At 47.5% G+C, this 21,642-nt stretch carries 18 protein-coding genes; 11 read left to right on the forward strand and 7 right to left on the reverse strand.

Annotated elements, in window-relative coordinates; all coding sequences use genetic code 11:
* Nucleotides 1-150: 150 nt before the first annotated feature.
* The 7 genes from glyA to QUA44_RS25050 all read left to right on the forward strand — a co-directional run bounded on the left by glyA (nt 151) and on the right by QUA44_RS25050 (nt 10,123).
* On the forward strand, nt 151-1,434 hold the full coding sequence (glyA, locus tag QUA44_RS25020) for a serine hydroxymethyltransferase (protein WP_333255301.1): 1,284 nt from the start codon (nt 151-153) through the stop codon (nt 1,432-1,434).
* A 454-nt stretch (nt 1,435-1,888) separates the two neighbouring features.
* Nucleotides 1,889-2,944: an MraY family glycosyltransferase gene (locus tag QUA44_RS25025; RefSeq protein WP_333255299.1), complete on the forward strand. Its 1,056-nt coding sequence runs from the start codon at nt 1,889-1,891 to the stop codon at nt 2,942-2,944.
* A gap of 302 nt (nt 2,945-3,246) precedes the next feature.
* Nucleotides 3,247-4,503: a competence/damage-inducible protein A gene (locus QUA44_RS25030; RefSeq protein ID WP_333255298.1), complete on the forward strand. Its 1,257-nt coding sequence runs from the start codon at nt 3,247-3,249 to the stop codon at nt 4,501-4,503.
* 301 nt (nt 4,504-4,804) lie between these two features.
* On the forward strand, nt 4,805-4,942 hold the full coding sequence (locus QUA44_RS25035; RefSeq protein ID WP_265234438.1) for a hypothetical protein: 138 nt from the start codon (nt 4,805-4,807) through the stop codon (nt 4,940-4,942).
* Between the two features lie 81 nt (nt 4,943-5,023).
* Nucleotides 5,024-5,464: a type II 3-dehydroquinate dehydratase gene (aroQ, locus tag QUA44_RS25040; RefSeq protein WP_333255330.1), complete on the forward strand. Its 441-nt coding sequence runs from the start codon at nt 5,024-5,026 to the stop codon at nt 5,462-5,464.
* 174 nt (nt 5,465-5,638) lie between these two features.
* Nucleotides 5,639-6,787, forward strand: coding sequence for an ADP-ribosylglycohydrolase family protein (locus QUA44_RS25045; RefSeq protein WP_333255296.1), 1,149 nt, complete (start codon nt 5,639-5,641; stop codon nt 6,785-6,787).
* A 780-nt stretch (nt 6,788-7,567) separates the two neighbouring features.
* Nucleotides 7,568-10,123 (forward strand): HDIG domain-containing metalloprotein, encoded by a 2,556-nt coding sequence (locus tag QUA44_RS25050; RefSeq protein WP_333255294.1) that lies wholly within the window; start codon nt 7,568-7,570, stop codon nt 10,121-10,123.
* A gap of 60 nt (nt 10,124-10,183) precedes the next feature.
* On the opposite strand, the gene QUA44_RS25055 is transcribed toward QUA44_RS25050, so the two are convergent.
* Together QUA44_RS25055 and QUA44_RS25060 are read right to left on the reverse strand one after the other, a co-directional pair.
* Nucleotides 10,184-10,654 (reverse strand): nuclear transport factor 2 family protein, encoded by a 471-nt coding sequence (locus QUA44_RS25055; RefSeq protein WP_333255292.1) that lies wholly within the window; start codon nt 10,652-10,654, stop codon nt 10,184-10,186.
* Nucleotides 10,655-10,744: 90 nt separating this feature from the next.
* Nucleotides 10,745-11,662: a carbohydrate ABC transporter permease gene (locus QUA44_RS25060; RefSeq protein ID WP_333309987.1), complete on the reverse strand. Its 918-nt coding sequence runs from the start codon at nt 11,660-11,662 to the stop codon at nt 10,745-10,747.
* 15 nt (nt 11,663-11,677) lie between these two features.
* Here QUA44_RS25060 and rpsF point away from each other — a divergent pair, with 15 nt between their 5' ends.
* The 4 genes from rpsF (at nt 11,678) to argJ (ending at nt 14,971) form a co-directional block, all read left to right on the forward strand.
* On the forward strand, nt 11,678-12,013 hold the full coding sequence (rpsF, locus tag QUA44_RS25065; RefSeq protein WP_333255289.1) for a 30S ribosomal protein S6: 336 nt from the start codon (nt 11,678-11,680) through the stop codon (nt 12,011-12,013).
* Between the two features lie 993 nt (nt 12,014-13,006).
* Nucleotides 13,007-13,201 (forward strand): hypothetical protein, encoded by a 195-nt coding sequence (locus tag QUA44_RS25070; RefSeq protein WP_006631905.1) that lies wholly within the window; start codon nt 13,007-13,009, stop codon nt 13,199-13,201.
* A 61-nt stretch (nt 13,202-13,262) separates the two neighbouring features.
* The gene (locus tag QUA44_RS25075; protein ID WP_015176121.1) at nt 13,263-13,403 is read left to right on the forward strand and encodes a hypothetical protein; all 141 of its coding nucleotides are present in this window, start codon (nt 13,263-13,265) and stop codon (nt 13,401-13,403) included.
* Between the two features lie 326 nt (nt 13,404-13,729).
* Complete coding sequence (gene argJ / locus QUA44_RS25080; protein ID WP_333255287.1) at nt 13,730-14,971, forward strand: bifunctional ornithine acetyltransferase/N-acetylglutamate synthase; 1,242 nt, start codon at nt 13,730-13,732, stop codon at nt 14,969-14,971.
* A gap of 453 nt (nt 14,972-15,424) precedes the next feature.
* Here argJ and QUA44_RS25085 read toward each other — a convergent pair whose 3' ends face one another.
* The 5 genes from QUA44_RS25085 to QUA44_RS25105 form a co-directional block, all read right to left on the reverse strand.
* Nucleotides 15,425-16,741, reverse strand: coding sequence for a hypothetical protein (locus QUA44_RS25085; protein WP_333309989.1), 1,317 nt, complete (start codon nt 16,739-16,741; stop codon nt 15,425-15,427).
* A 124-nt stretch (nt 16,742-16,865) separates the two neighbouring features.
* Nucleotides 16,866-18,086 carry a decarboxylase gene (locus QUA44_RS25090; protein WP_333255283.1) on the reverse strand — a complete coding sequence of 407 codons (1,221 nt, stop codon included), beginning with the start codon at nt 18,084-18,086 and terminating at the stop codon, nt 16,866-16,868.
* Nucleotides 18,087-18,294: 208 nt separating this feature from the next.
* Complete coding sequence (locus QUA44_RS25095; protein ID WP_333255281.1) at nt 18,295-20,049, reverse strand: asparagine synthetase B family protein; 1,755 nt, start codon at nt 20,047-20,049, stop codon at nt 18,295-18,297.
* 2 nt (nt 20,050-20,051) lie between these two features.
* Complete coding sequence (locus tag QUA44_RS25100; RefSeq protein WP_333255279.1) at nt 20,052-20,675, reverse strand: DUF3859 domain-containing protein; 624 nt, start codon at nt 20,673-20,675, stop codon at nt 20,052-20,054.
* Nucleotides 20,676-20,832: 157 nt separating this feature from the next.
* On the reverse strand, nt 20,833-21,540 hold the full coding sequence (locus QUA44_RS25105) for an HAD-IA family hydrolase (RefSeq protein ID WP_333255277.1): 708 nt from the start codon (nt 21,538-21,540) through the stop codon (nt 20,833-20,835).
* Nucleotides 21,541-21,642: the final 102 nt, after the last annotated feature.

Below are 21,642 nucleotides of genomic sequence, written 5' to 3' on the forward strand. Positions count from 1 at the left end.
TTCACACCAGTAATTTCATTGTATGTCAGGAACTTGGGACAAACCGCTTAACCCGAACACAATGTAATATTTGTATCAATCGTGCGAAATCCGTAGTAGGGTAAAAGATCCCCAATTCGCAATCCCAAAATTGTCAAGAGGTTGATTATTGTGACCGACACTAACTTAGACTTGCTTTCCAAAACCGACCCGCAGATTGCCGATTTAATCGGGCAAGAACTCCAGCGGCAGCGAGACCACCTAGAACTGATCGCCAGCGAAAACTTCACCTCCGCAGCCGTAATGGCAGCTCAAGGCTCAGTGCTGACCAATAAATACGCTGAAGGACTGCCAGCCAAACGCTACTACGGCGGCTGCGAATTTATTGACGGCATCGAGCAAATTGCGATCGATCGCGCCAAACAGCTCTTTGGAGCAGCTCACGCCAACGTCCAGCCCCACTCCGGCGCTCAAGCGAACTTTGCAGTGTTTTTGAGCTTGCTAGAGCCTGGAGACGCAATTATGGGCATGGATTTGTCCCACGGCGGACACTTGACCCACGGTTCCCCCGTCAACGTCTCCGGCAAATGGTTCAAAGCTTTTCACTACGGCGTTAACAAAGAAACAGAACAGCTTGACTACGACGAAATTTTGGCACTGGCGAAACAAAACCGACCAAAATTGCTGATTTGCGGCTATTCAGCATATTCGCGAATTATCGACTTTGAAAAGTTTAGAGCGATCGCCGACGAAATCGGAGCCTACTTGCTCGCCGACATCGCCCACATCGCCGGGTTAGTCGCCACAGGCCACCACCCAAGCCCCCTCGCCCACTGTCACGCAGTCACCACCACCACTCACAAAACCCTACGCGGCCCCCGCGGCGGCTTGATTATGACTAATGACCCGGAATTAGGCAAAAAGTTCGACAAAGCAGTGTTCCCCGGCACTCAAGGCGGCCCCTTAGAACACGTTATTGCGGGCAAAGCAGTAGCTTTCGGCGAAGCATTAAAACCCGAATTTAAAACTTATTCCGGTCAAGTAATAGAAAATGCGCGGGCTTTAGCTGCACAGTTGCAGCAGCGGGGTTTAAAACTCGTTTCCGGCGGCACGGACAATCACTTAATGCTAGTAGATTTGCGATCGGCAAACATGACAGGCAAGCGAGCCGACCAATTAGTTAGCGGTGTGAATATTACTGCTAATAAAAATACCGTGCCTTTCGATCCAGCATCGCCTTTTGTCACCAGCGGTTTGAGACTCGGTTCGCCGGCGATGACAACCAGGGGCATGGGAACTACTGAATTTACCGAAATTGGTAATATTATTGCCGATCGCCTGCTAAATCCAGATGATGAAAGCGTCGCAGCCGACTGCCTGCGTCGAGTAGCAGCACTGTGCGATCGCTTCCCATTATATCCCCACTTGTTCTTAAAAGTGCCGGCATTAGCTTAATTTTCCTGATCGGCAATGGGAAATTTGTAGTTGGAAGTGTACGGGTAAAACGGTAAAAGAGCAGGAAAAGATTGATAGTTGCCGATAGCGATATTGACAAGCGGTTTTCACCAAAAATATCGATCGCCCATACGGTTTTTAGTAAAGATATTTGTCGGGCGGGGCTGGTTTGACTAACGGTATTTGTCGGTTGCGAAAGATACCGCTCAACAGGGCCCGCTCGCCAAATATCAACTTTTTTGCTCGCGAAAGAGTCGATATTTCAAATCGTTAATTCGAGAGTTATGAATGAAAAACCTGACAATTCGCCCCAGGGCAACTGCCATTGCGGCAAATCTCCGACTCCCAAACCCCCAGTCGCTCTTCAAGATGTTTCCTTGTTATAAGCCATCTGAAATGTAGTAGACTCTGCCTGACAGCCTAATTGCCCCGCACTATTTAAAATTGATTTCAGATGCCGTATCAGTATCTGTACCACATACTCGCTTTCCTGGTTTCTGCGAGCATCGTCCTCTGGAGTACACCAATAGTCAAAAAAATTGGTCTCAAAAGCGGGCGAGTCGATCGGCCAGGCGAGCGAAAAGTCCACAAGCGCCCGATGGTGCGCTTGGGAGGAGTTTCCATCTTTCTCGGCACTCTCACTGCCCTCTTATTTGTCTGGCTCTCAGGAGGCTTCCTCGATGCTAACGGACAAGTTCTCAATTCCAAAGACGAATACGAAATTTGGGGAGTCACCCTCGGCGGCATCGGATTCTTCCTCATCGGTTTAGCAGATGACCTATTTTCGCTCTCGGCCGTAAAACGTTTGCTCATGCAAATTGGCGTATCCAGCATCGTTTGGTACGCGGGCGTACAAATTGAGTTTCTCACAGTTCCCTCCCTGGGACTGACAAATATTGGCTGGCTGAGCTTGCCAATTACCGTGATTTGGCTTGTCGGCATGGCTAACGCCATAAACTGGATTGACGGTTTGGACGGTTTAGCAGCCGGAGTTTCAGGTATTGCAGCAGTTGTAATGCTGATAGTCAGTCTGTCGATGCACCAACCAGCCGCGGCCCTAATTGCAGCGGCTTTAGCTGGCGGGGCCTTGGGATTTCTGCGCTACAATTTCAATCCGGCTCAAATTTTTATGGGAGATGGCGGGGCTTATTTTATCGGGTTTACTCTCGCTGGAGTGGGAGTAATTGGGTTAGTTAAAACTACGGCTGTTACTTCTGTGTTGCTGCCATATTTAATTTTAGCTGTACCGATTTTAGATATGTCGGCGGTGATTCTCGATCGACTCCGCAACGGCAAATCACCATTTATTGCTGACAAGCGCCACCTCCACCACCGACTTCTAGAAGCCGGACTCTCCCATAAATTTGCGGTTTTATTTATTTACTCGCTGACACTGTGGGTAGGGAGTTTAGCCCTAGCTTTTTCGGTTCCAAGCGGCGTAATTTACGCTATGGGTGCAACAAGTTTGCTGGGATACGCTAGCTGGAAAGTTTGGAGACACGCTCGATAGTCAGTTGACAGTTGACAGTTGACAGTTGACAGTTGACAGTTGACAGTTGACAGTTGACAGTTGGCAGTTGACAGTTGACAGTTGATGGTTGGCAGCTTGCCCTGAGCTTGTCGAAGGGTTGACAGTTGACAGTAGTCATTTACTACCAATTACCAATTAGCAATTACCAATTAGCAATTACCAATTACCAATTACCAATTACTAATTAGCAATTACTAATTAGCAATTGCCCATGCCCAATGCCCAATGCCCAATGCCCTATTACCAATGCCCAATGCCCAATGCCCTATTACCAATAACTAATGGTTGCTGAAATTATTTGTGTTGGCACTGAATTGCTGTTAGGAGATATTCTTAATGGCAACGCTCAGTTTTTAGCGAAAGAATTAGCGAGTTTGGGAATCCCTCACTACTATCAAACCGTGGTGGGGGACAATCCAGAACGCATCAAACAAGTATTGCAAATCGCTGTGGGTCGATCGCAACTTTTACTCTTCACAGGAGGCCTCGGCCCGACACCAGACGACCTCACAGTCGAAACAATCGCCGATTTCTTTGGAGTTCCCTTAATCGAAAAACCGGAAATTATCGCCGATATCGAACAAAAATTTGCCCTGCGGGGACGCACCATGAGTCCCAGCAATCGCAAACAAGCTTTAATTCCAGAAAGTGCGGACATTCTGCCGAACCGCTGCGGTTCGGCACCGGGGATTATTTGGCAGCCGGTTTCTAACCTGACAGTAATGACATTTCCCGGCGTACCGGCGGAAATGCACTTGATGTGGCGAGAAACCGCCGTTCCTTTCCTGAAAAATGGCGGCTGGTGCAGCGCCACTATTTTCAGTCGCACGTTGAAATTTTGGGGAATTGCTGAGTCGGCGCTGGCGGAAAAAGTAGAATCTTTTCTGCATTTAACTAATCCTACTGTGGCTCCCTACGCCAATCACGGCCAAGTCAAATTGCGGATTTCTGCCCGCGCTGACTCGGAAGCGGCTGCGAAAAAGTTAATTGAGCCGATCGAACAACAATTGCAGCAGATTACTGGCCTAGACTGTTACGGTGCCGATACCGATACCCTCCCTTCGACAGTAGGCAAATTGTTGCTGTTGGTCGGGGAAACTCTGAGTGTGGCTGAATCCTGCACTGGAGGAGGATTGGGGGCGATGCTGACTTCTGTTCCCGGCAGTTCGAGCTATTTTTGGGGCGGGATTATTTCTTATGACAATCAGGTTAAGGAATCATTATTAGGTGTTAATCCGCAAGATTTAGCCGAATTCGGCGCAGTCAGCCAGCAAGTAGCCAAACAAATGGCCGCGGGAGTGCGCGCGAGGCTCAATACCGATTGGGGATTGAGCATTACAGGCATCGCGGGGCCAGGAGGCGGTACAGACGCTAAACCTGTGGGACTGGTTTATGTCGGTTTATCCGGCCCTGACGGCGTGACAGAAAGTTTTGAATACCGTTTTGGCGATGCGCGAGGCCGCGATTGGATTCGGCATCTCAGTAGCTGTACGGCGCTCGATCGGCTCCGGCGTCAATTATTGTTGGTAAAAGCGTAAAAAGTATCCAACGCTGTGTAAATTGTCAACCATTAGCAGTAAGCTTAATCTTTATTTAATAGTTTGTAAACCCAGATTGTTTCGCAATTTTCCGATAACCTCTTGCTTATCTGTAAAGATTCGTTATGATAATAAGATAGGACTGATTGGCAAAGATACTGAAATCTCTCCTTTGCTGAAAACAACCAGCAAGCGAGACAGCAAGTTTGACCTTTGGTTTCAAAGTCGCGCTTGCTTATGTTTCAGAAATTTAGCCGTCGGTTTAGCAGTCTAGACTATAAAAAAAGGAGCTATCCGTTCAATGGAAAACATTGAAAAGGTGCTGGAACAAATTGAAAAATGGGTTCGCAAGTTGATAGAAGGACTGCTGAGTCCCGAAGCTCAACCGGAACTGCAACCGATTCCTATTCCAGTTAACCAACCTAGGCATCGCCGATAGTTGAGACTGGGTTTGAGATTTGATCTTGGCGATCGAATTTAAGTCAAGACTCAAAGTTTTGTGGCGCTGGAATTTAAAAAATTGTTAAATATCCTGGTACTTCACGGCCCCAATCTGAATCTATTGGGTCAGCGAGAACCTGGAGTTTATGGTCTTGCGACTTTAAATGATATCAACGAGTTGCTAGAACGAGAAGCGCAAGCCCTCCAGGTGAAAGTCTCAATTCAGCAGTCGAATCATGAAGGGGTCTTGGTGGATGCAATTCACTTGATGTTAGGGCAGCACCAAGGCTTATTAATTAATCCTGGAGCTTATACTCATACGAGTGTGGCAATTAGAGACGCGATCGCCGCAGTGAATATCCCTGCGGTGGAAGTTCATCTGAGCAATATTTATCGGCGGGAAGCTTTTCGACACCACTCGTATATCGCACCAGTGGCGATCGGGCAAATCAGCGGTTTTGGCTCAGAAAGTTATCGGCTGGGGCTGCAAGCTCTAGTTACTTACCTGATTAAAAATTAAAAATTGACCGATTTTCGCGATCGGATGAGGGCAGGTTTTAGATGGAAAACCAGCCCTTATATGTTTGGGTTAAATTCAAATTAATCACAAGAGTTAGGCAAAGAAGCACAGCAGGAAGAATTCTAAATTACCAATTACCAATTACCAATTACTAACAACTTGAGTTAAATTCAAATGCGGCATTCCCTGTTGAGCAAGTTTCAAGGAACCATCCTGGGGGCAGTTTTAGGAGACTCTATAGGCCTGCAATACCAGAGGCAAATCGTGGGTATTCCTCCCCAAACAGAAGACTTGCAGCCGATTTTACAACTGACGAAACACCAACAATTGACCCTAAGAGGGGCAACATTGGCCTTGAATTCTGTCAACAGTAAAATCCCAAGTGGCAAAGACTCATCCGCATCCGGGAGACTTGCGGTAGCGTGTGCTCAAAGTTTAATTCGGTGTAGGGGTTTAGATTTAAAAGATTGGCGCGAAACTTGGGAAGCATTTGCCAATTCCGAAATCTACGATCCGCGAAGCAGTGAGTTTCAAAGCCTGCTTAACCCTTGTGAAGCTGCCGTTGCTGCGCTGCCATCCGCGATGTTTTTTCACGAAAATAAAGCCAAGCTGCGAGAAAAAATCATGCTGGCGATAGAGGTTTGGCACAACGAAAACCAGCCAGAATGGGAAACAGCAATTTTAGCAGTAGCATATACGATCGCCCGATCGCTCAAACAAAGACTTGACCCCGCGACAGCGATCGAGCAAACACTTGCCTACCTGAAAACAGATAATGCCTTAACAGAGCTGCTGCTGCAAGTGCAAATACTACTAGAAAAAGGAGCCGATTTAGAAACAGCCGCCACTCATCTGTGCAAAAGCGCGACAGCTTTGCGAGAAAGACAGGGCGAAGGTGAAAAAAAATTACAAACCGAGTCAATTGTCAACCCAGAAAATTTGATTCCCATTGCCTTAGCTTTCTACTGCTTTTTGAACACCCCAGAAGACTTGCGCTTGTCAGTGGTGCGTGCTGCCCGCTGTGGCATAACTGGACAAATAACCTGCGCTTTGACAGGAGCTTTGTCTGGAGCCTATAACGGCGTTGGTGCGATTCCTGTAGAATGGCGACAGGTATCTTCGGCTCAGGTTAATTCGCAGCAGCTAGCCGACGGCCGAGAACCCTCGCTCTGGGGAATCGGCAGCGATGCCAAAATTGTGGAGTTAGCAAATAATTTGTTTGCGGTGTGGGCGGGAGTTTACAACCCTTCTGCGGGCATGAATTCGGCAGCGCTAGCCCGCGCTGTGGCTGCACCTTATGTGATTAGACCTCGCAAAATATAACGTTTTGAGCTTGAAAAAGGGAGGGTAAACTAGAAATTAATTAATAATGAGAAATGGGCAATTAACCAGTCAAAAGCGAAAGCGGAAGGAAAGCGGCAATTAAAAATTTAAAAATAAAATCTGACTATCTTGACTCCCAAAACCCAGTTTATAGGAAAATGTTGGGTTTTAAAACCAGGAATCTACGGATAAATCGGGTTTTTAGCCCTCGCGCCCGCGAACTGTTCGAGATAGACAAGGACTCGAAAGAAGCAGCCGAAGCTTGATGACACTGCTGGCTGGTTGGCTACTTCTTAGCAAACCGAACTGCTGGCGACATTCAGGCAAAGTAGCTGGCGCGGTTAAATATTCAGGTACGGCAATTCGGATACACTCAATCAAGATGCACAGTCAGAATTTCTGACCGAGAAATGGGGATACAAGCCCCTTCTTCAGTGGCCGGCTTTGTGCGATAATTTAAGTGGTTGAAATCCCCACCTAAGAGTGCAGCGATATATACTCATCAGAGTTGAAACCGGGACTGCTCCAGTAATAGGGAAAGACTGAAGGGCAATGGTTAAAATCCAACCTGGAAGCAAAACAAAAGTATTGTTAATATTCCCAAAAAAAACGATACATATTAGTCGCCATAGGGCATTAGGAGACTCTAAACGGACATGGAGGGACTGTAAGACTACCTTGGTAGCAGGACTCGTTGAAGTGTCAAGAATCCCCGCTCGTTTACGACGGGGAGTATGTCAAAAGGCTGCTGGATAACAGTGAACATATCTTCGACATATAATGAATACGATCTCCTCATTGATGCGACAGATTGAGCAGCTAGGGGCTGCGCGCTCACTGCGCCAACACATTGCTAAAGTGCAAAATGGCAGCAGCAAAGCAGATACCTCACGCGCTGGCGGGCCTCTCCTGAGCCGTTTGTCGCGCCCGAAATGGATTCTTCCCGAGACTTTTACTACTAAATTTACAAGTAAAACCTCCAAATCAAGCCTCAAAAATCAAGCTCGTTCCCCTATGTTGGCGCTGGTAGCGGTAGTTTCCCTAAGCAGCACTCTGGGCCACCGCTTCTACAACCAGCCGAAACTGGATGTGGGGACGAAAGCTCCTCAGACGATTAAGGCTCCTGCTACTGCTAGCGTCCCCGATTACAAAACTACTGAAGAACAGCGGAAAGCAGCGCGGACAGGGGCTGTAGCGATATTAATGCTGGATTCGGCGGTCGATCGACAAATTTATCAAGAATTGCAACAATTTTTGCAGCAGGGAAGCGAGCTACGGGAGGCGGTAGGCCCGTTTCCGTTTGCGAGCACCTCGGCGCTCTCACTTGCGGTTCAGGTTTACTTGCGGGGCTGTCCCGAGTGGGAGTGGCGCTCGATTTTGGCGCAAGCGGGTGACAAAAGGGCAACTTCCGAGCGATTGAGTTTGGATTCCCCGGCAATTGCTGGGGCAACAGATAACAAGTCTCAGCAAGATGCTATCGCTCAACTGCAAGCTTACAGCCGATCGGTCCGGGCGGCAGAGTTTCAAAGCCTGACAGACAGTATTTCCTCTGCTCGCCAGCGCTATCTCAATGCTGTGGAGGCGCTGGGAAAACCGTCGGTTTTGGGGCTGCCCCAGATTTACGATACTTCGCTGTTTGATTTGTCGGATGCAGCTTGGCAGAAAACCCAAACGGGTATGAGTCGGGCGGCAAAAAGGATGGTGGCTCAAGGTATCCCGCAGGGCTTGCCAAAAGAGATTTTGAAAGAAGCTGTGAAGCTGCAAGTGGCTGATGAAGTGCCGTTAGAGTCCCAAGCTTTGGCGGTGGAGGGTTTAAGTGCGATTTTGCAGCCAAATCTGGTGAGAGATCGGGAGGAAACCAAACAGCTAGCGGAATTAGCGGCGCAAAAGGTGAAACCGGTGATGATCGCAGTAGATCAGGGCGAGATAATTGTTGCAGAAGGAAAAGAGATATCGCAGCAAGATTTCGTGTTGCTGGACTATTTTGGTTTGAGCCGGCGGGGGGTGAATTGGCTGGGGCTGGCGGGGTTCGTGTGTTTAGTATCGGGGGCAATTGTGATCGTGCTGCTGGTAGAAAGGCACTACCGCTTGCGCCGGAGAGATCATTTGCTGTTGCTGCTGCTGACTTTGAGCGCGCCGGTGCTGGTGAGTTTGGGGCTGCCTTGGACGAGTTTGCCCGCGATCGGGATTTTAGCGGGTGGCTTCTACGGTTCGGCGGTAGGAGTCACTGTGGTGGGGCTGCTGTCGGCGCTGCTGCCGGTTGGCTTAAATGTGGAGTTGATTCATTTGGTGGCTAGCGCGGCGGGGGGATTGCTGGGCGCTTTTATGGCCGGGCGGCTGCGATCGCGCGAGGAGTTGGCTCTCTTGGGCGTGGCTGTGGGCTTGACTCAGGGCTCGGTTTATCTGGTGGGGACTTTGATTGCCAGTGCGGCTGCCGGTGCGATTTGGTACGTCGTTCTCGGTACTGTGGGCGCGCAAAGTTTGGCCGGTTTGGCTTGGAGCGTTGTGGCGATCGGCATCAGCCCTTATTTGGAACACGTTTTTGACTTGATTACCCCGATCCGGCTGGCGGAACTTGCCAATCCCAACCGCCCGCTGTTGAAGAAATTGGCTGCCGAGGCTCCGGGGACTTTTCAGCACACGCTGTTTGTGGCGAGTTTGGCGGAGGCTGCAGCCCGGGAACTCGGCTGCAATGTTGAGCTGGTCAGAGCTGGGACATTATACCACGATATTGGAAAAATGCACGACCCGCTCGGATTCTGTGAAAATCAAATGGGCGGGGGTAACAAACACGATGAAATTAATGACCCTTGGGCGAGCGCTGAGATTATTAAAAAGCACGTTAGCGAGGGCTTGGTGATGGCGCGGAAGCATCGATTGCCGAAGGCAATTCAGGCGTTTATTCCCGAGCACCAAGGTACAATGTTAATTGCTTACTTCTACCACCAAGCGCAGCAAATTGCTGCAAAAGAAATAGAAGATTTAAAGATTGCTTTGCCAGATGCGGATAATTCAAAGTTAACGATCGTAAGTCGCCAAGTGAGGGAGGAGGATTTTCGCTACGATGGGCCGATTCCGCAGTCGCGGGAAACCGGGATTTTGATGCTGGCAGATTCTTGCGAGGCTGCTTTGCGATCGCTCAAGGATGCTACTCATGAAGAGGCTTTGAATATGGTTAATCGGATTTTGCGAGCTCGTTGGCAGGATAATCAGTTGATTGATTCGGATTTAACGCGGGAGGATATGTCTCTAATTGCGGAGATTTTTGTGCGGGTTTGGGAACAGTTCAATCACAAGCGGATTGCTTACCCCAGTGCAGTTTTCACTCCCAGGTAGGAGGAAATTTTTAGTTATGAAAAATCAGTTCGCATTTCAGTTGTGAATGAGATTTCATTGCTATCTGCCCGGTAAAGCGCCATGTACTTCAGGATTGTGGCTGACAATTACCACAGTTTGCTTGATTCCTGTGATTAGCCAATGTCTGTCTGTTTGAATCAAGGAGTGAAAATAGTTACCTCCTGTATCCAGCCGATTCTGTCCCGCTTCGCGCTCGGGGTCAAGTCGATAAATGCGGTACACAGACTTACATTTGGCAGCATCCTTTTTAATAGTTACCTCGTGATTTGTGCTGACGTGCAGCGTTCGCAAACCGGCAAGACCTTCTACGCGCTGTTTTATGTATTCTTCTGCGGTTACTCGTCGGGGAGTTTCACCTCGAAATTCGGAATAGTCGATATCTATTTCGTCTGCTAGATGCGAGCGCAATTTTTGCCAGTCTTGGGCATCGATCGCATTGGCAAATGCTACGATCGTATCTACAACCCCAGCGCGATCGATAATCCAGCGGATGTCTGGCAGTTCGTACATAAAAAATAAATTTTGTGAGTGGTGAGTTCAAAAGATTTTAATTTTTAACCGCAGATGAACGCGGATAAACGCCGATTTTTTGTGTTGATTCTATCCTTTGACTCCAGCGGCGGTTTCTGTTGGCACAATGTATTTTTGCAAGAGCAAAAATAGTCCTAAAACTGGAACTATAGAAATAATGGAACCCGCGGCAACTAAACGCCAATCTAAGGAAAATGTCCCGGCTAAATTGGCTACGCCTAAAGGTAAAGTGTAATATTCCGGCCTGTCTAAAACTAGCAGCGGCCACAGAAAGTCGCTCCAAGAACCGATAAATACGAAAATTCCTAGGGTGACTAAAGCTGGCTTAATTGCCGGAATCATGACGTGCCACCAAATGCCTAATTCGCTGCAGCCGTCGATGCGGGCGGCTTCTTCTAGTTCTTTGGGAACTGCTAGGAATGCTTGTCGTAATAAAAATATGCCGAAGGCTGAGGCTAGTGCGGGAAAGATTACGCCTAAATAACTATTTTTTAGTCCGAGTTGTACTGTCAATATGTATAGGGGAATCATGACTATTTGGAAGGGAATCATGATTGTGGAAATGATTGTGATTAAGATGGCTTCGCGGCCGCGAAATTTGAGTCTGGCTAAGGGGTAAGCGGCGAGGGCGCAAAAGAGGACGTTGATGCTAACTGTGAGGCAGGCAATTAGGGTGCTGTTGAACAGGTAGCGGCCGAAGGGGTTGGTTTGCCACACTTTGATGAAGTTTTCGAGGGTTGGCTGTTGTGGCCACAGTTGCGGGGGATATTGAAAGATGTTTTCGCTTGGGGATTTGAGGGAGGTACTCAGCAGCCACAGCAGGGGGAAGAGCATTAAAAGTGCGATCGCGCTCATGATGGTGTACGTCCACAGGGTGCTCCACGGCGAGGGAGTGTTGTTTGGGGAATTTGGTTTTTTAGTTTTGAGATTGTTCATTGTTGGGATATGATGATAAGTCCTTGCTTCGTGAGAAGCCTTGTTGTCCATAAGGGGATTATTGCCATGAAACCGTTTATTTACGAAACAATGTACATTCTGCGCCCTGATTTGGGTGAAGAAATGACTGACCAGGCGATCACGAAATATCAAACTATTTTGCGCGATCAAGGTGCTGAAAATATCGAAACTCAGCACCGCGGCAAACGTCGCTTGGCTTACGAAATCGGCAAGCACCGCGACGGAGTATACGTTCAAATGAACTATACAGCTCCGGGCGCTGCAATTTTTCCTCTGGAGCGCGCGATGCGTCTGAGCGAAGAAGTGATTCGCTATTTGACAATCAAGCAAGATGTGCCAGATGCACCTGAAGCGGAAGCGGAAGCTGAAGTCGCCGAGTAGCATTCGTGTCAACTTAACGTCTTATGTAGTACCAGTCTACTGTTTGATGATTAGGACCGCTTATTCCCCGGCACGCATTTCTTAAGGGCTACCCTGTACACACAACTTGAAAAACTAACGTCAGAGCCTTTCGCTCCCCGTGGCATCCTCCTGAAAAAGAGACTAGGGGGATCTCTGGAATTGTGGGTACAGCATAGTTTCTTAAGGGCGGGACTTGATGTTAATTGAAATTATATGTGAATGGGCGATTGTTTTTCTAGGGGAGGACGATCGCTCTTTTTTGTGGGGAGGCTGCTGAGGCTTAATCTATTTTTACCAACAAATAAAGCTCGCTTTTAGAGGATGGCGAGAGCGATTCACTTTGGCTCAACTCTATTATCTAGTTGACTACAAAAAACTTGACTATGCTTGAGCATAGCTGCTTAATCATTGTAAATCTAATTGTGATTCGCTACTTATTAAATTTACTGTTAACTAAGGCAAATTCGACTCCATTGAGAGGCAAAATTCTGTATCTATAGCAATCCTAAATGATTTGTGGGACTACTCGTTACCAGGCTCTGCCTGGTAACGCAGATCCGGAGGCTCTGCCTCCATTTTCGCAGGTGAGGCAGAGCCTCTGGACATGGGTTTCCCAGGCCAAGAGCCTGGGAACCAGTTATTGAAAATGATTTAGGATTGCTATATAACTCTGAACCAAACTATAAAGTTATTTTTGCCCTTGGCAATTAGGTAGTCGCTAAAATGTGGCTTTTAGAAGATGAATATTGTCAAATTTTGCCAACTGCTGCTTGAGGTTGGGCCTGAATCAACTAGCCAAAGCTCGATCGCACTCCCTGCAACCTCGATCGAGATTCTCGCCCCATAGCCCCATTGTAAAGTTTTGTGACAATTTCAATTTGGTAGCTTTAGATACAGAATTGTCTGTTATAGTGATAGAAGAGAAGAAAAAAACAGCCCAACATTAATCTAAAGAATACGGAGAAACCCCCTATGTCTACCGAAAATCAAGCTCGCTCTCTGATGATGCGCCACCACCAACTGGTGAAGAACCGGCAGCAATCCATGCTCAACCGCACCGCCACCGAAGTCGGGATGGAAGATACGCACTACTGGGGTCACATTCAAGGCAAACCGCAGCCCAGCTTTCAAGCCAGTTACGATCGCAGCAACGCCACTATGAGCTAGGGTCAGCTCAATTTCGACAATTGCCTACGCAGTTATTACCTATAATTTGGAGAAATCAGTTATGTCAACTCAAGAACAAGCCCGCAACCTGATGATGCGCCATCAACACGTCGTCAAAAACCGTCAGGAATCGATGCTGAGCCGTGTGGCTGCTGAAGTTGGTTTAGATGCTGGTTCTCCAGCGAGTATTGATCGCAAATAACTCCTTTTTTCAACCGCGAGATAGTTGAATCGAGTTTGTTGTTTGCTAGCTAAAAATTAATAATGTCAATTACAAAACCGTCGCGACTTCTTCTTGAGTTCTAACTCTAGATTGGAAGCCGCGATTAGTTTTATGGGGAATTGGGAATTAGGAATTGGTAATATCTCGATCGTACTGCTTGTATAGAGAGCCGTTTGAGTAAAGGGTGAGCTAAACGAGAGTTGGATAGCCTCAAAAGTATACATCACAAACAATAAAAGACGTTTGTGCCGAGAAACTTGATATAATCCCCTTTCAGCAGATTGAAGGCTACTAGGGAGGTCATCATGTCGGACTGGAAAAAAATTGACGGCGGAGTTACAGCACCCAGAGGGTATCGAGCATCGGGAATTACAGCGGGTTTGAAGCCTTCAGGCTTGCCGGATTTAAGTTTAATTTTGTCAGAGGTAGAGGCGATCGCCGCCGGAGTCTTCACAACCTCCACTGTCCGGGCCGCTTGCGTGGACTACTGCCGCCAGCGTTTGCAAGCTAAACCCAGCGCCAAAGCAATTTTGTGCAATGCGGGACAAGCTAATGCTGCTACTGGCGAACAAGGTTTGGCAGATGCCCTCGAAAGTGCCAAATTGTTGGGAGAAGCGCTGAATATTCCTCCAGAATCAATTCTTTTGGCCTCCACTGGCGTCATCGGACAGCGGATAAAAATGGAGCCGCTGAGGGCGGGAATTCCGCGATTAGTTGCTGAGGCATCGGAAACTGGTTCTGATGCGGCGGCTAAGGCTATTTGTACGACTGATTTAGTGCCGAAAACGATCGCCCTGGAAACCATGTTTGGCGATCGACCCGTCCGCATCGGCGGCATTTGCAAAGGTTCGGGAATGATTCACCCGAATATGGCAACAATGCTGGCATTTGTAACTTGCGATGCAGCAGTGTCGTCGCATTTATGGCAAGAAATGCTGAGTCGGGCGGCTAACAGAAGTTTCAATCAAATTACTGTTGACGGCGATACCAGTACCAACGATTCGCTAATTGCTTTGGCGAATGGTCAATCTCGCACACCGGCAATTACGGAAATGGGGGCAGATGCTGAAAAATTAGAGGCGATGCTGACAGAAGTGTGCGTACATTTAGCAAAGGCGATCGCCCGTGACGGCGAAGGTGCAACTTGTTTGGTAGAAGTGCAAGTTAGTGGCGCGGTGGATGAAGTTTCTGCGAGTAAAATTGCCAAAACAATTGTCGGTTCTTCCTTGGTGAAAGCTGCTATTTTCGGACGCGATCCGAATTGGGGCAGAATTGCGGCGGCGGCTGGGCGCGCTGGTGTATCTTTCGATCAAGAGAATTTGCGGATTCAATTGGGGGATTTTTTGATGATGGAAAACGGACAACCTAAAGAGTTCGATCGCGCTGCTGCAAGTAATTATATGAAAGCGGCTGCGGAGGGGAAATATTTGAAGGCTGATACGGTTTTAATTCAGGTTAGTGTCGGGAATGGCAGCGGTTTTGCGAAAGCTTGGGGATGCGATTTGAGTTACGACTACGTGAAGATTAATGCGGAGTATACGACTTAAATAAGTCCAGGCGGTTAGAAGTCCGGGCGGTTAGAAGTCCGGGCCTACACAAACAAAACCAGACGAGAGAAAGTTGAAGGCAAATTTCACACAATTTAAACTAAAATTCCCCCACTTGGGGGAAATTAAAAAATCTAGGCATTGCTGATTTACGGTATGAAGCGCTAAATATGCCCGTCATAGAAACCAGTACCCACAAAGCTTTTGGATTTTAAGGTTATTTTTTCATACCCTGATTAAGCAATACCAAGCTTTATGATGCAGCACCTCATCCCAAGCAAATTCTTTTAATTCCCGGTTTTGGGCATGATAATATCTCTGACATGATTGAAAGTCATCAGTTTAGGATGGCATGAAAAAATACATTCAGAAGGTTAATGCCACAAAATGAAAATACTTCTTCTTGGGTTCATGTTTATTATCTGATTACAAAGTTTGAAAACACGCCCTAACCTAACCGAAACTATCGGAGACAAACACATAGCCGCCGCCATACGCCGCACCACCGGCCAATATTAAGCCGTCATTGCTCTGTGGATCTCCACTCTGAGCAAGTCCATAATTCACCACCCGCAACAACCGCTGCGGCGTAAAAGATTCTAATTCCACAAAATTGCCGGCATCCAGCCACGCGAGTTCTTCTGCTGTTAAACCTTGCCTCACAGCATCGGGTAATTGACGAGTGCTTTGTGCCATTGTTTGAGATTGCTGTACAAACATATCGCGGGTTTCCAAGATTTGACGGGGAGAAATGCCTAAATCAAAAATTGTGACGGCTTGATTTGCAAACCAGTTTGGACTGGTTCGTAGTTGATGCACTAAACTAACTCCAGCAGGATTCGCATCGTGCAGTGCATAGACTTTTAAATCAGCATTGCGTCGCAGCATTTCAATTACTGTGTCGAAGATGCTTTGGGGATAGCCGCTGATGCTGAGAATGGCGCAGTTGTTCTCAAAATGGACGTTGTTGGCAATCAGGAATTGGGCGGTTTCGTCACTGTCGCAGATGATTGCGCGATCGAAACTGTAGGCGCTAATTTCGGGATCGATGCTGGCGGATAAAGCTTCTTGGCGAGGTGCTGGGAGGAGTTTTTCTAGTGTACCGTTTACTCTTTGCCAGTCTCGCAGCCACTTATTACTCTGGGCTTGATTGACTAGAAATATTTCACCAGTTATCTGTGGACGATTTTTTTGTGAAATGCCCAGCCAGTAGGAAAATAGTCCTAGGGCGATCGCTGCGATGTATCCTGGGACATAGTTCAGTATCAAGCTTCCTGAAATCCCTGTTACTAACATCATTATTCCTAAAGTTTGTAAATTTGTGGCATTAATTCTTCTGTTGCGAGCACTTTGCTCGGTAGATTTGCTTTTCGCGAAAAATCCCCCAATCCAAATAATATTTAAAACTGTCCACACTATCAAAAATCCCACAGTATCAGAAAAAATAGAGCTCATGAATAAACCGCCAATGATTAGAATTATCAAGCTCTGGATCAAATATTCTAAAGTCCACTTCCAGAGGTTAGATGATGTGCGATTTTTTAGCCGTTTATCCATCAAATACAAAAACTGTTTGGGCGTAAAAAATAACATATTTTGGCTGGAGATATCTGCGATCGCATTCTTGAAAAATGGATCGGTGAAGGCGATTTTTTGATCGGTGATAGTAGTGGGATCAAATACAAAGGGATGGTTGCAATTCTTACAGCGCCCTGAGTTGGTGGTACGATCGCGCAAATTGTTGTCGGTGTTACACTGGACGCATTTCATTCCCATTTCGGTTACTCCTGATTAATTTAATGGATTTATGTCGTTTACGGTTGTTTCGGAATGATTTAACCGCAGAGGGCGCAGAGGGCACAGAGGAAGAGAAGAGAGAGATGAATAATTCGGTTTAAAAGATTTGCCCGTTTAACAAGATGGAATAGTCTTCTCGCTGTCGAATTAATCGATCGCCCTTAGCATCAATCAACACTTCAGCAGGGCGCGGGCGGTGCAGAAAATGCGACGACATCGCATAACCGTAAGCCCCACTATCCAAAATGGCGATTGCATCTCCAATTTGCAGTTTCGGTAGCCAACAATTGCGCCCCAAATAATCCCGCGAATAAGTCGTGTTGCCGCAAATATCGGTTTCGTATCGCGATACATCGCCGGTTTCCCAAGTTGCGATCGCCCGATAGCCTCCGTGTACCGCAGGCACTGATAGATTTGATACAGTGGTATCGACTCCGACTATTTGCCGCTCGCCCAACCACTTCACAGACACAACTTTTGCTAGCAAAATACCGCAACCTGCGATCGCCGATCGTCCCGGTTCAATCACCAACTTTATCGGGCGAGATAGCGCACTCAATCGTTCAGTAATCGCCGCACCAAACTCCCGCCAGTCAAACACCGCACCGCCTCGATAGGGATAGCCAAAACCACCCCCAAAATCGAGAATTCGCCAATCGGGTAACTGTTGGGCGATCGCAATTAGGCGATCGATTACTTGCGTAAAAGCACCAGTGGCATTAGTTCCAGTCCCTCGATAAAAATGCAGTCCCGTGATGCTAAAACCATGCTGCTGCGCGATTTCGTGGGCTTTTTCAAATTCAGCGGGATTGAGTCCGATGCGGCTGTCTCCCGTCAATTCGGGTAAGTTGAGCCGCAGTCCAATTTCGGGATCGATTAATCGCGGTTGACTGCGCGAATATTCGCAAAAATCCTGGAGTTGCGACAGGCTATCGAAGTTGAATCGATCGATCTTCCATTCAATCAGTTGCTGAATATCCGCCCGGTTGAGGTTACTGCCAGTGTAGACAATGCGATCGCCCGTAAAACCCGCTTTCAGCCCTAAAAAAACATCACCGGGCGTATTCGCGTGCAGCCCCCAACCAGTTGGCTGAATCAGTTGCAACAAAGCAATATTGCCGTTGGTGACTGTGGCAAAATGAAACTGAACGTGCGGATAGTCGATCGATCGGGTAATGTGTTCTAGGGTTTCACGCAGGCGATCGGCTTGATACACATAAAGCGGCGAACCATAGGTTGATAACAGTCGCTGGGCGATTGCTTCGGAGCACGGCGGCGAATGTATTTTGGTTTCATTATTTAGCAGAGATTCAATCATAAGGAAGAAGTTCGGCAACGGATTTTGTAGCGGATGTAACGGATGTAACGGAGGTTATATCAAGTCCGATGGATCTGTTCTGATATAATTCCATATCTTGTAGGGACGGGTTCACCAGTATTCTCAAATTCAAAGCCAACAAATTTATAAACCCGCCCCGACCATATCAACTGTCAACTGTCAACAGTCAACTGCCAACAGTCAACTGTCAACTGTCAACTGTTAACCTCCTTCGATATTTCCAAATGCGTTGTCCGATCGCCGGTGGCAACCAAAAAACATGATCCAGCGATCGCTTAACTGGAATTTCGCCTAAAACTTCGGTTCGCCATGCTTGCCACATCAGCAGCAACCAGAGATTGTTGCCAATGTATCGATCGCGCATGGCAACTCCGAGTTTTCCCGATAACATCGAGTCGGCTAAATGCGGTTGCCAGGATTTTTGCGATCGCAGTACATTCGGATTCAGCCGAGATCCGATCGCACTCCAAAACTCCCGGTAATACCACACCTTCAACGGCACACCCATCCCGCGTTTTTCCCGCCAGACAATTTCCGGTGGCAACCAACGTTCGGAGGCTTTTTTGAGGATGTATTTTTCGCACGCACCTTGCAGTAGCAGCTCGCCAGGGAGTTGAAACGTCCAGTCCGTGAGGTCGGGGTCGCAGAAGGGCGATCGCACCCACAAACCGCAAGCAAAGCCCAATGCGGTGGCCCTCGGCTGGATATTTTGGGCACCTTTGAGCATCAGCGAAGCCCGCCGCAGTTTGGCTAGCAGGGAGGGACAGGTGTCGGTACCGATCGCATCTTGCAGGTAAACGCTTAAATCGTGGGATTGAGTGCGATCGAGCCTCTTTGATAAAAAACTGGGCGTAAAAATCTGTTTTTCATAACCATAAAATCGCTGGAATGTCCGCAAATACTGCTGTTCAAAGGTTTCTTTTCCGGCTGGATGTTCTGCGCTGTAAACTCCGTTAGCAATCAAGGGTTTGTTTGTCCATCCGGCAAATAGCTGATCGCCGTTTTCGCCATTGAATACGACTCGCACCTCTTGCGCCGCCGCCTGTTTGAGCAAAAACAGCGGGGCTGTTGTGCCGTCTCCGTAGGGTGAATCTAGGGCTTTGGCGGTTGGCCCGATCGCGCGCAACACTGCATCGCCCGTCGCCGCCACTCGGATTAGCGGAATCCCGAAAAAGTCGGCAACCTGTTGCGCGTAGGGCAATTCGGAATAGCTTTCGACACCAAAATCGAGGGCATAGGCGCGGACTTTCAAGCCTGCTTTGACTAGCAGCGCTGTCACTAGGGAAGAATCAATGCCGCCTGATAGCAAAACGCCTACTGGTTCGTCGATCGGCAAATCAGCCACCTGTCGATCGATCGCCTGTTGTAACAGCGTTTGCAATTGTGCGATCGCCTCATCTTCACTCCGCAGTAATTGCGGCGCTTCTTGCCAAGCTGATTTCAGCGATCTCACTTTCGGCTGAGACTGAACATCGGCGATTTCCCAAACGATTTCGGTTCCGGCTGCTACAGATGCAATTTGCTCGATCGCAGTTAACGGCGTTGGTACATAGGAAAAACAAGCATAACTGTGTAGGGCGATCGGACTCACTTCAGGAGAATCAATCAGCGGTAGCAGCAATTGCATTTGAGTCGAAAACCAAATCGTTTTTGCCAACTGAATCCAGTAAAGCGGCACGCGCCCAAACGGATCGCGCCCCAGCCGTAGCTGTCCCGTTTCCACTCCAGCCCAAGCATCTCCCGGAAAATCCGTCGGTTGAAATCGCCCGCAAGCATTCAGCGTCACTGTGTCAGCCGCGAGGATTGATGCAGAGGCGATCGCCCACTCGGATAATTTGCCCGATCGAATACAGTAGTCTGGCACTAAACGGCGCAAGGTTTTTGTGAGATCCGTTTGTCCCCAATAGCCGATGAAATGTGCAGGTTTGCCGATCGCACCCATATCTATTTCACCACGAAAGGTTCACTGCCGATCGCGCGCCCATCCAGAGACATCCGAACCTCCCAGTTTCCCTGCAAGGAAGCAGATCCGAGGTCATAAAAACAGTAAGTATTCCAAACTGATGTATCGATCGTGCGAGTCTGATACTTGTTCTGATGAACAATTTGACCACTCGGATTAGTCCAGTCGCATTGCAGAGACAACTGATTGCCGATCGGAGCATTTTTCAACGTCACCTGGTAGTAGATGCGGGGATTGATTTGACGATTGACTTGACTGAGGCTATCACCACCCTTTTTCGATAGCGAAACCCTGTCTTCTGTTGACGCAACTCCAGCATTTTGCTGCTGTCGATTTTGCCCGAATAGAATGCCGATCGCGATCGCCGAAATCACAGCGACTGTCGAGGCGATCGCAATCCAACGATTCCGTCGCTGCTGTTTTTCCAAGGCTTCGCGACGGTGCATTTGGGCGATCGCATCTTCCAGAAGTTCATCAGGCAAATTCAACTCCCGTAAAATTTCTCTTACCTGATCAGTCCCCAATTCTAAATCACGCTGGTTTGATAACCTATCGATTTCAGCGACAACCTGTGCTAACTGATCTTGAGTAAGTCGAGTTTCCATAGAGTTTCCCAGTAAAAATCAGATATATAAATCACCCCTCTCTTCTCTTCCTCTGCGCCCTCTGCGCCCTCTGCGGTTAAATTATCCATATTATTCAATAAATAATTCTCAAAGTCAATTCATAAAAATCATAACCTTAACATCATAAAAATCATATTTAGATAAAATCCAGACTAGCAAATTCCTCTACCTTCGGAAAATTAAACTTTTCTAAATCTAGTATTTCCTGCTGGCGATTCAACCAAATTGCCTTTAACCCAGAATTTTTAGCACCACAATAATCAGCCTTAAAACTATCGCCGATATGCAACACATTCTCGGCAAGGCAATTATGTTTCTGCAAAGCTGCGGTAAAAATTTTAGACTGTGGTTTTGCGGCACCAACTTCGGTGGAAATTGTGACTGATGTGAAATATTCTGCTAAATTGAGTGCTTTTAATACTGGATAAAGTCGCGAATCAAAATTCGAGACTACGGCTAATTCAATTCCTTGTTGCTGCCACCTATTTAAGGCGGGGAATACATCGGGATAGACAAACCAAGGTTCGGCGGTGGCAAAATGAGCGTAGAGTTCGGCAAAGAAATTTGGAAAGTCTGAGAATTGATGGAAAACGCCTGCTATTTGAAATGCTTTCGCGGAAACTGTCAGCCACCATTCAAATTCTAATTGGGGAATTTTTGCCGCTTCTATCCCTGGAAATGCCATCGGATTTGAGTCAACGAAGCTTTGCAAAAATGCTGCATTTAATTGTTCACTGTCAACAGTTACTCCAAAACTATTGGCTAATTTTTGGTACACTTCGCCAACGCTGCCGCGCACGTCAAATAGTGTGCCAGCGGCATCTAAGAAAATTACTTTGGTCATTGGTTAATGGTTATTAATTATTAGTCTGTCAACTGTCAACTGTCAACTGTCAACTGTCAACTGTCAACTGTCAACTGTCAACTGTCAACTGTCAACTGTCAA

The sequence above is a fragment of the Microcoleus sp. N9_A2 genome, from assembly GCF_036701775.1.
Classification (GTDB): domain Bacteria; phylum Cyanobacteriota; class Cyanobacteriia; order Cyanobacteriales; family Microcoleaceae; genus Microcoleus.

What these genes read in the sequence shown, in the direction of transcription:
- QUA44_RS25025 (WP_333255299.1), top strand. Translation starts at nt 1,889, where the DNA reads ATGCCGTATCAGTATCTGTACCACATACTCGCTTTCCTGGTTTCTGCG.
- QUA44_RS25030 (WP_333255298.1), top strand. Translation starts at nt 3,247, where the DNA reads ATGGTTGCTGAAATTATTTGTGTTGGCACTGAATTGCTGTTAGGAGAT.
- QUA44_RS25035 (WP_265234438.1), top strand. Translation starts at nt 4,805, where the DNA reads ATGGAAAACATTGAAAAGGTGCTGGAACAAATTGAAAAATGGGTTCGC.
- QUA44_RS25045 (WP_333255296.1), top strand. Translation starts at nt 5,639, where the DNA reads ATGCGGCATTCCCTGTTGAGCAAGTTTCAAGGAACCATCCTGGGGGCA.
- QUA44_RS25050 (WP_333255294.1), top strand. Translation starts at nt 7,568, where the DNA reads ATGAATACGATCTCCTCATTGATGCGACAGATTGAGCAGCTAGGGGCT.
- QUA44_RS25055 (WP_333255292.1), bottom strand. Translation starts at nt 10,654, where the DNA reads ATGTACGAACTGCCAGACATCCGCTGGATTATCGATCGCGCTGGGGTT.
- QUA44_RS25060 (WP_333309987.1), bottom strand. Translation starts at nt 11,662, where the DNA reads ATGGACAACAAGGCTTCTCACGAAGCAAGGACTTATCATCATATCCCA.
- rpsF (WP_333255289.1), top strand. Translation starts at nt 11,678, where the DNA reads ATGAAACCGTTTATTTACGAAACAATGTACATTCTGCGCCCTGATTTG.
- QUA44_RS25070 (WP_006631905.1), top strand. Translation starts at nt 13,007, where the DNA reads ATGTCTACCGAAAATCAAGCTCGCTCTCTGATGATGCGCCACCACCAA.
- QUA44_RS25075 (WP_015176121.1), top strand. Translation starts at nt 13,263, where the DNA reads ATGTCAACTCAAGAACAAGCCCGCAACCTGATGATGCGCCATCAACAC.
- argJ (WP_333255287.1), top strand. Translation starts at nt 13,730, where the DNA reads ATGTCGGACTGGAAAAAAATTGACGGCGGAGTTACAGCACCCAGAGGG.
- QUA44_RS25085 (WP_333309989.1), bottom strand. Translation starts at nt 16,741, where the DNA reads ATGAAATGCGTCCAGTGTAACACCGACAACAATTTGCGCGATCGTACC.
- QUA44_RS25090 (WP_333255283.1), bottom strand. Translation starts at nt 18,086, where the DNA reads ATGATTGAATCTCTGCTAAATAATGAAACCAAAATACATTCGCCGCCG.
- QUA44_RS25095 (WP_333255281.1), bottom strand. Translation starts at nt 20,049, where the DNA reads ATGGGTGCGATCGGCAAACCTGCACATTTCATCGGCTATTGGGGACAA.
- QUA44_RS25100 (WP_333255279.1), bottom strand. Translation starts at nt 20,675, where the DNA reads ATGGAAACTCGACTTACTCAAGATCAGTTAGCACAGGTTGTCGCTGAA.
- QUA44_RS25105 (WP_333255277.1), bottom strand. Translation starts at nt 21,540, where the DNA reads ATGACCAAAGTAATTTTCTTAGATGCCGCTGGCACACTATTTGACGTG.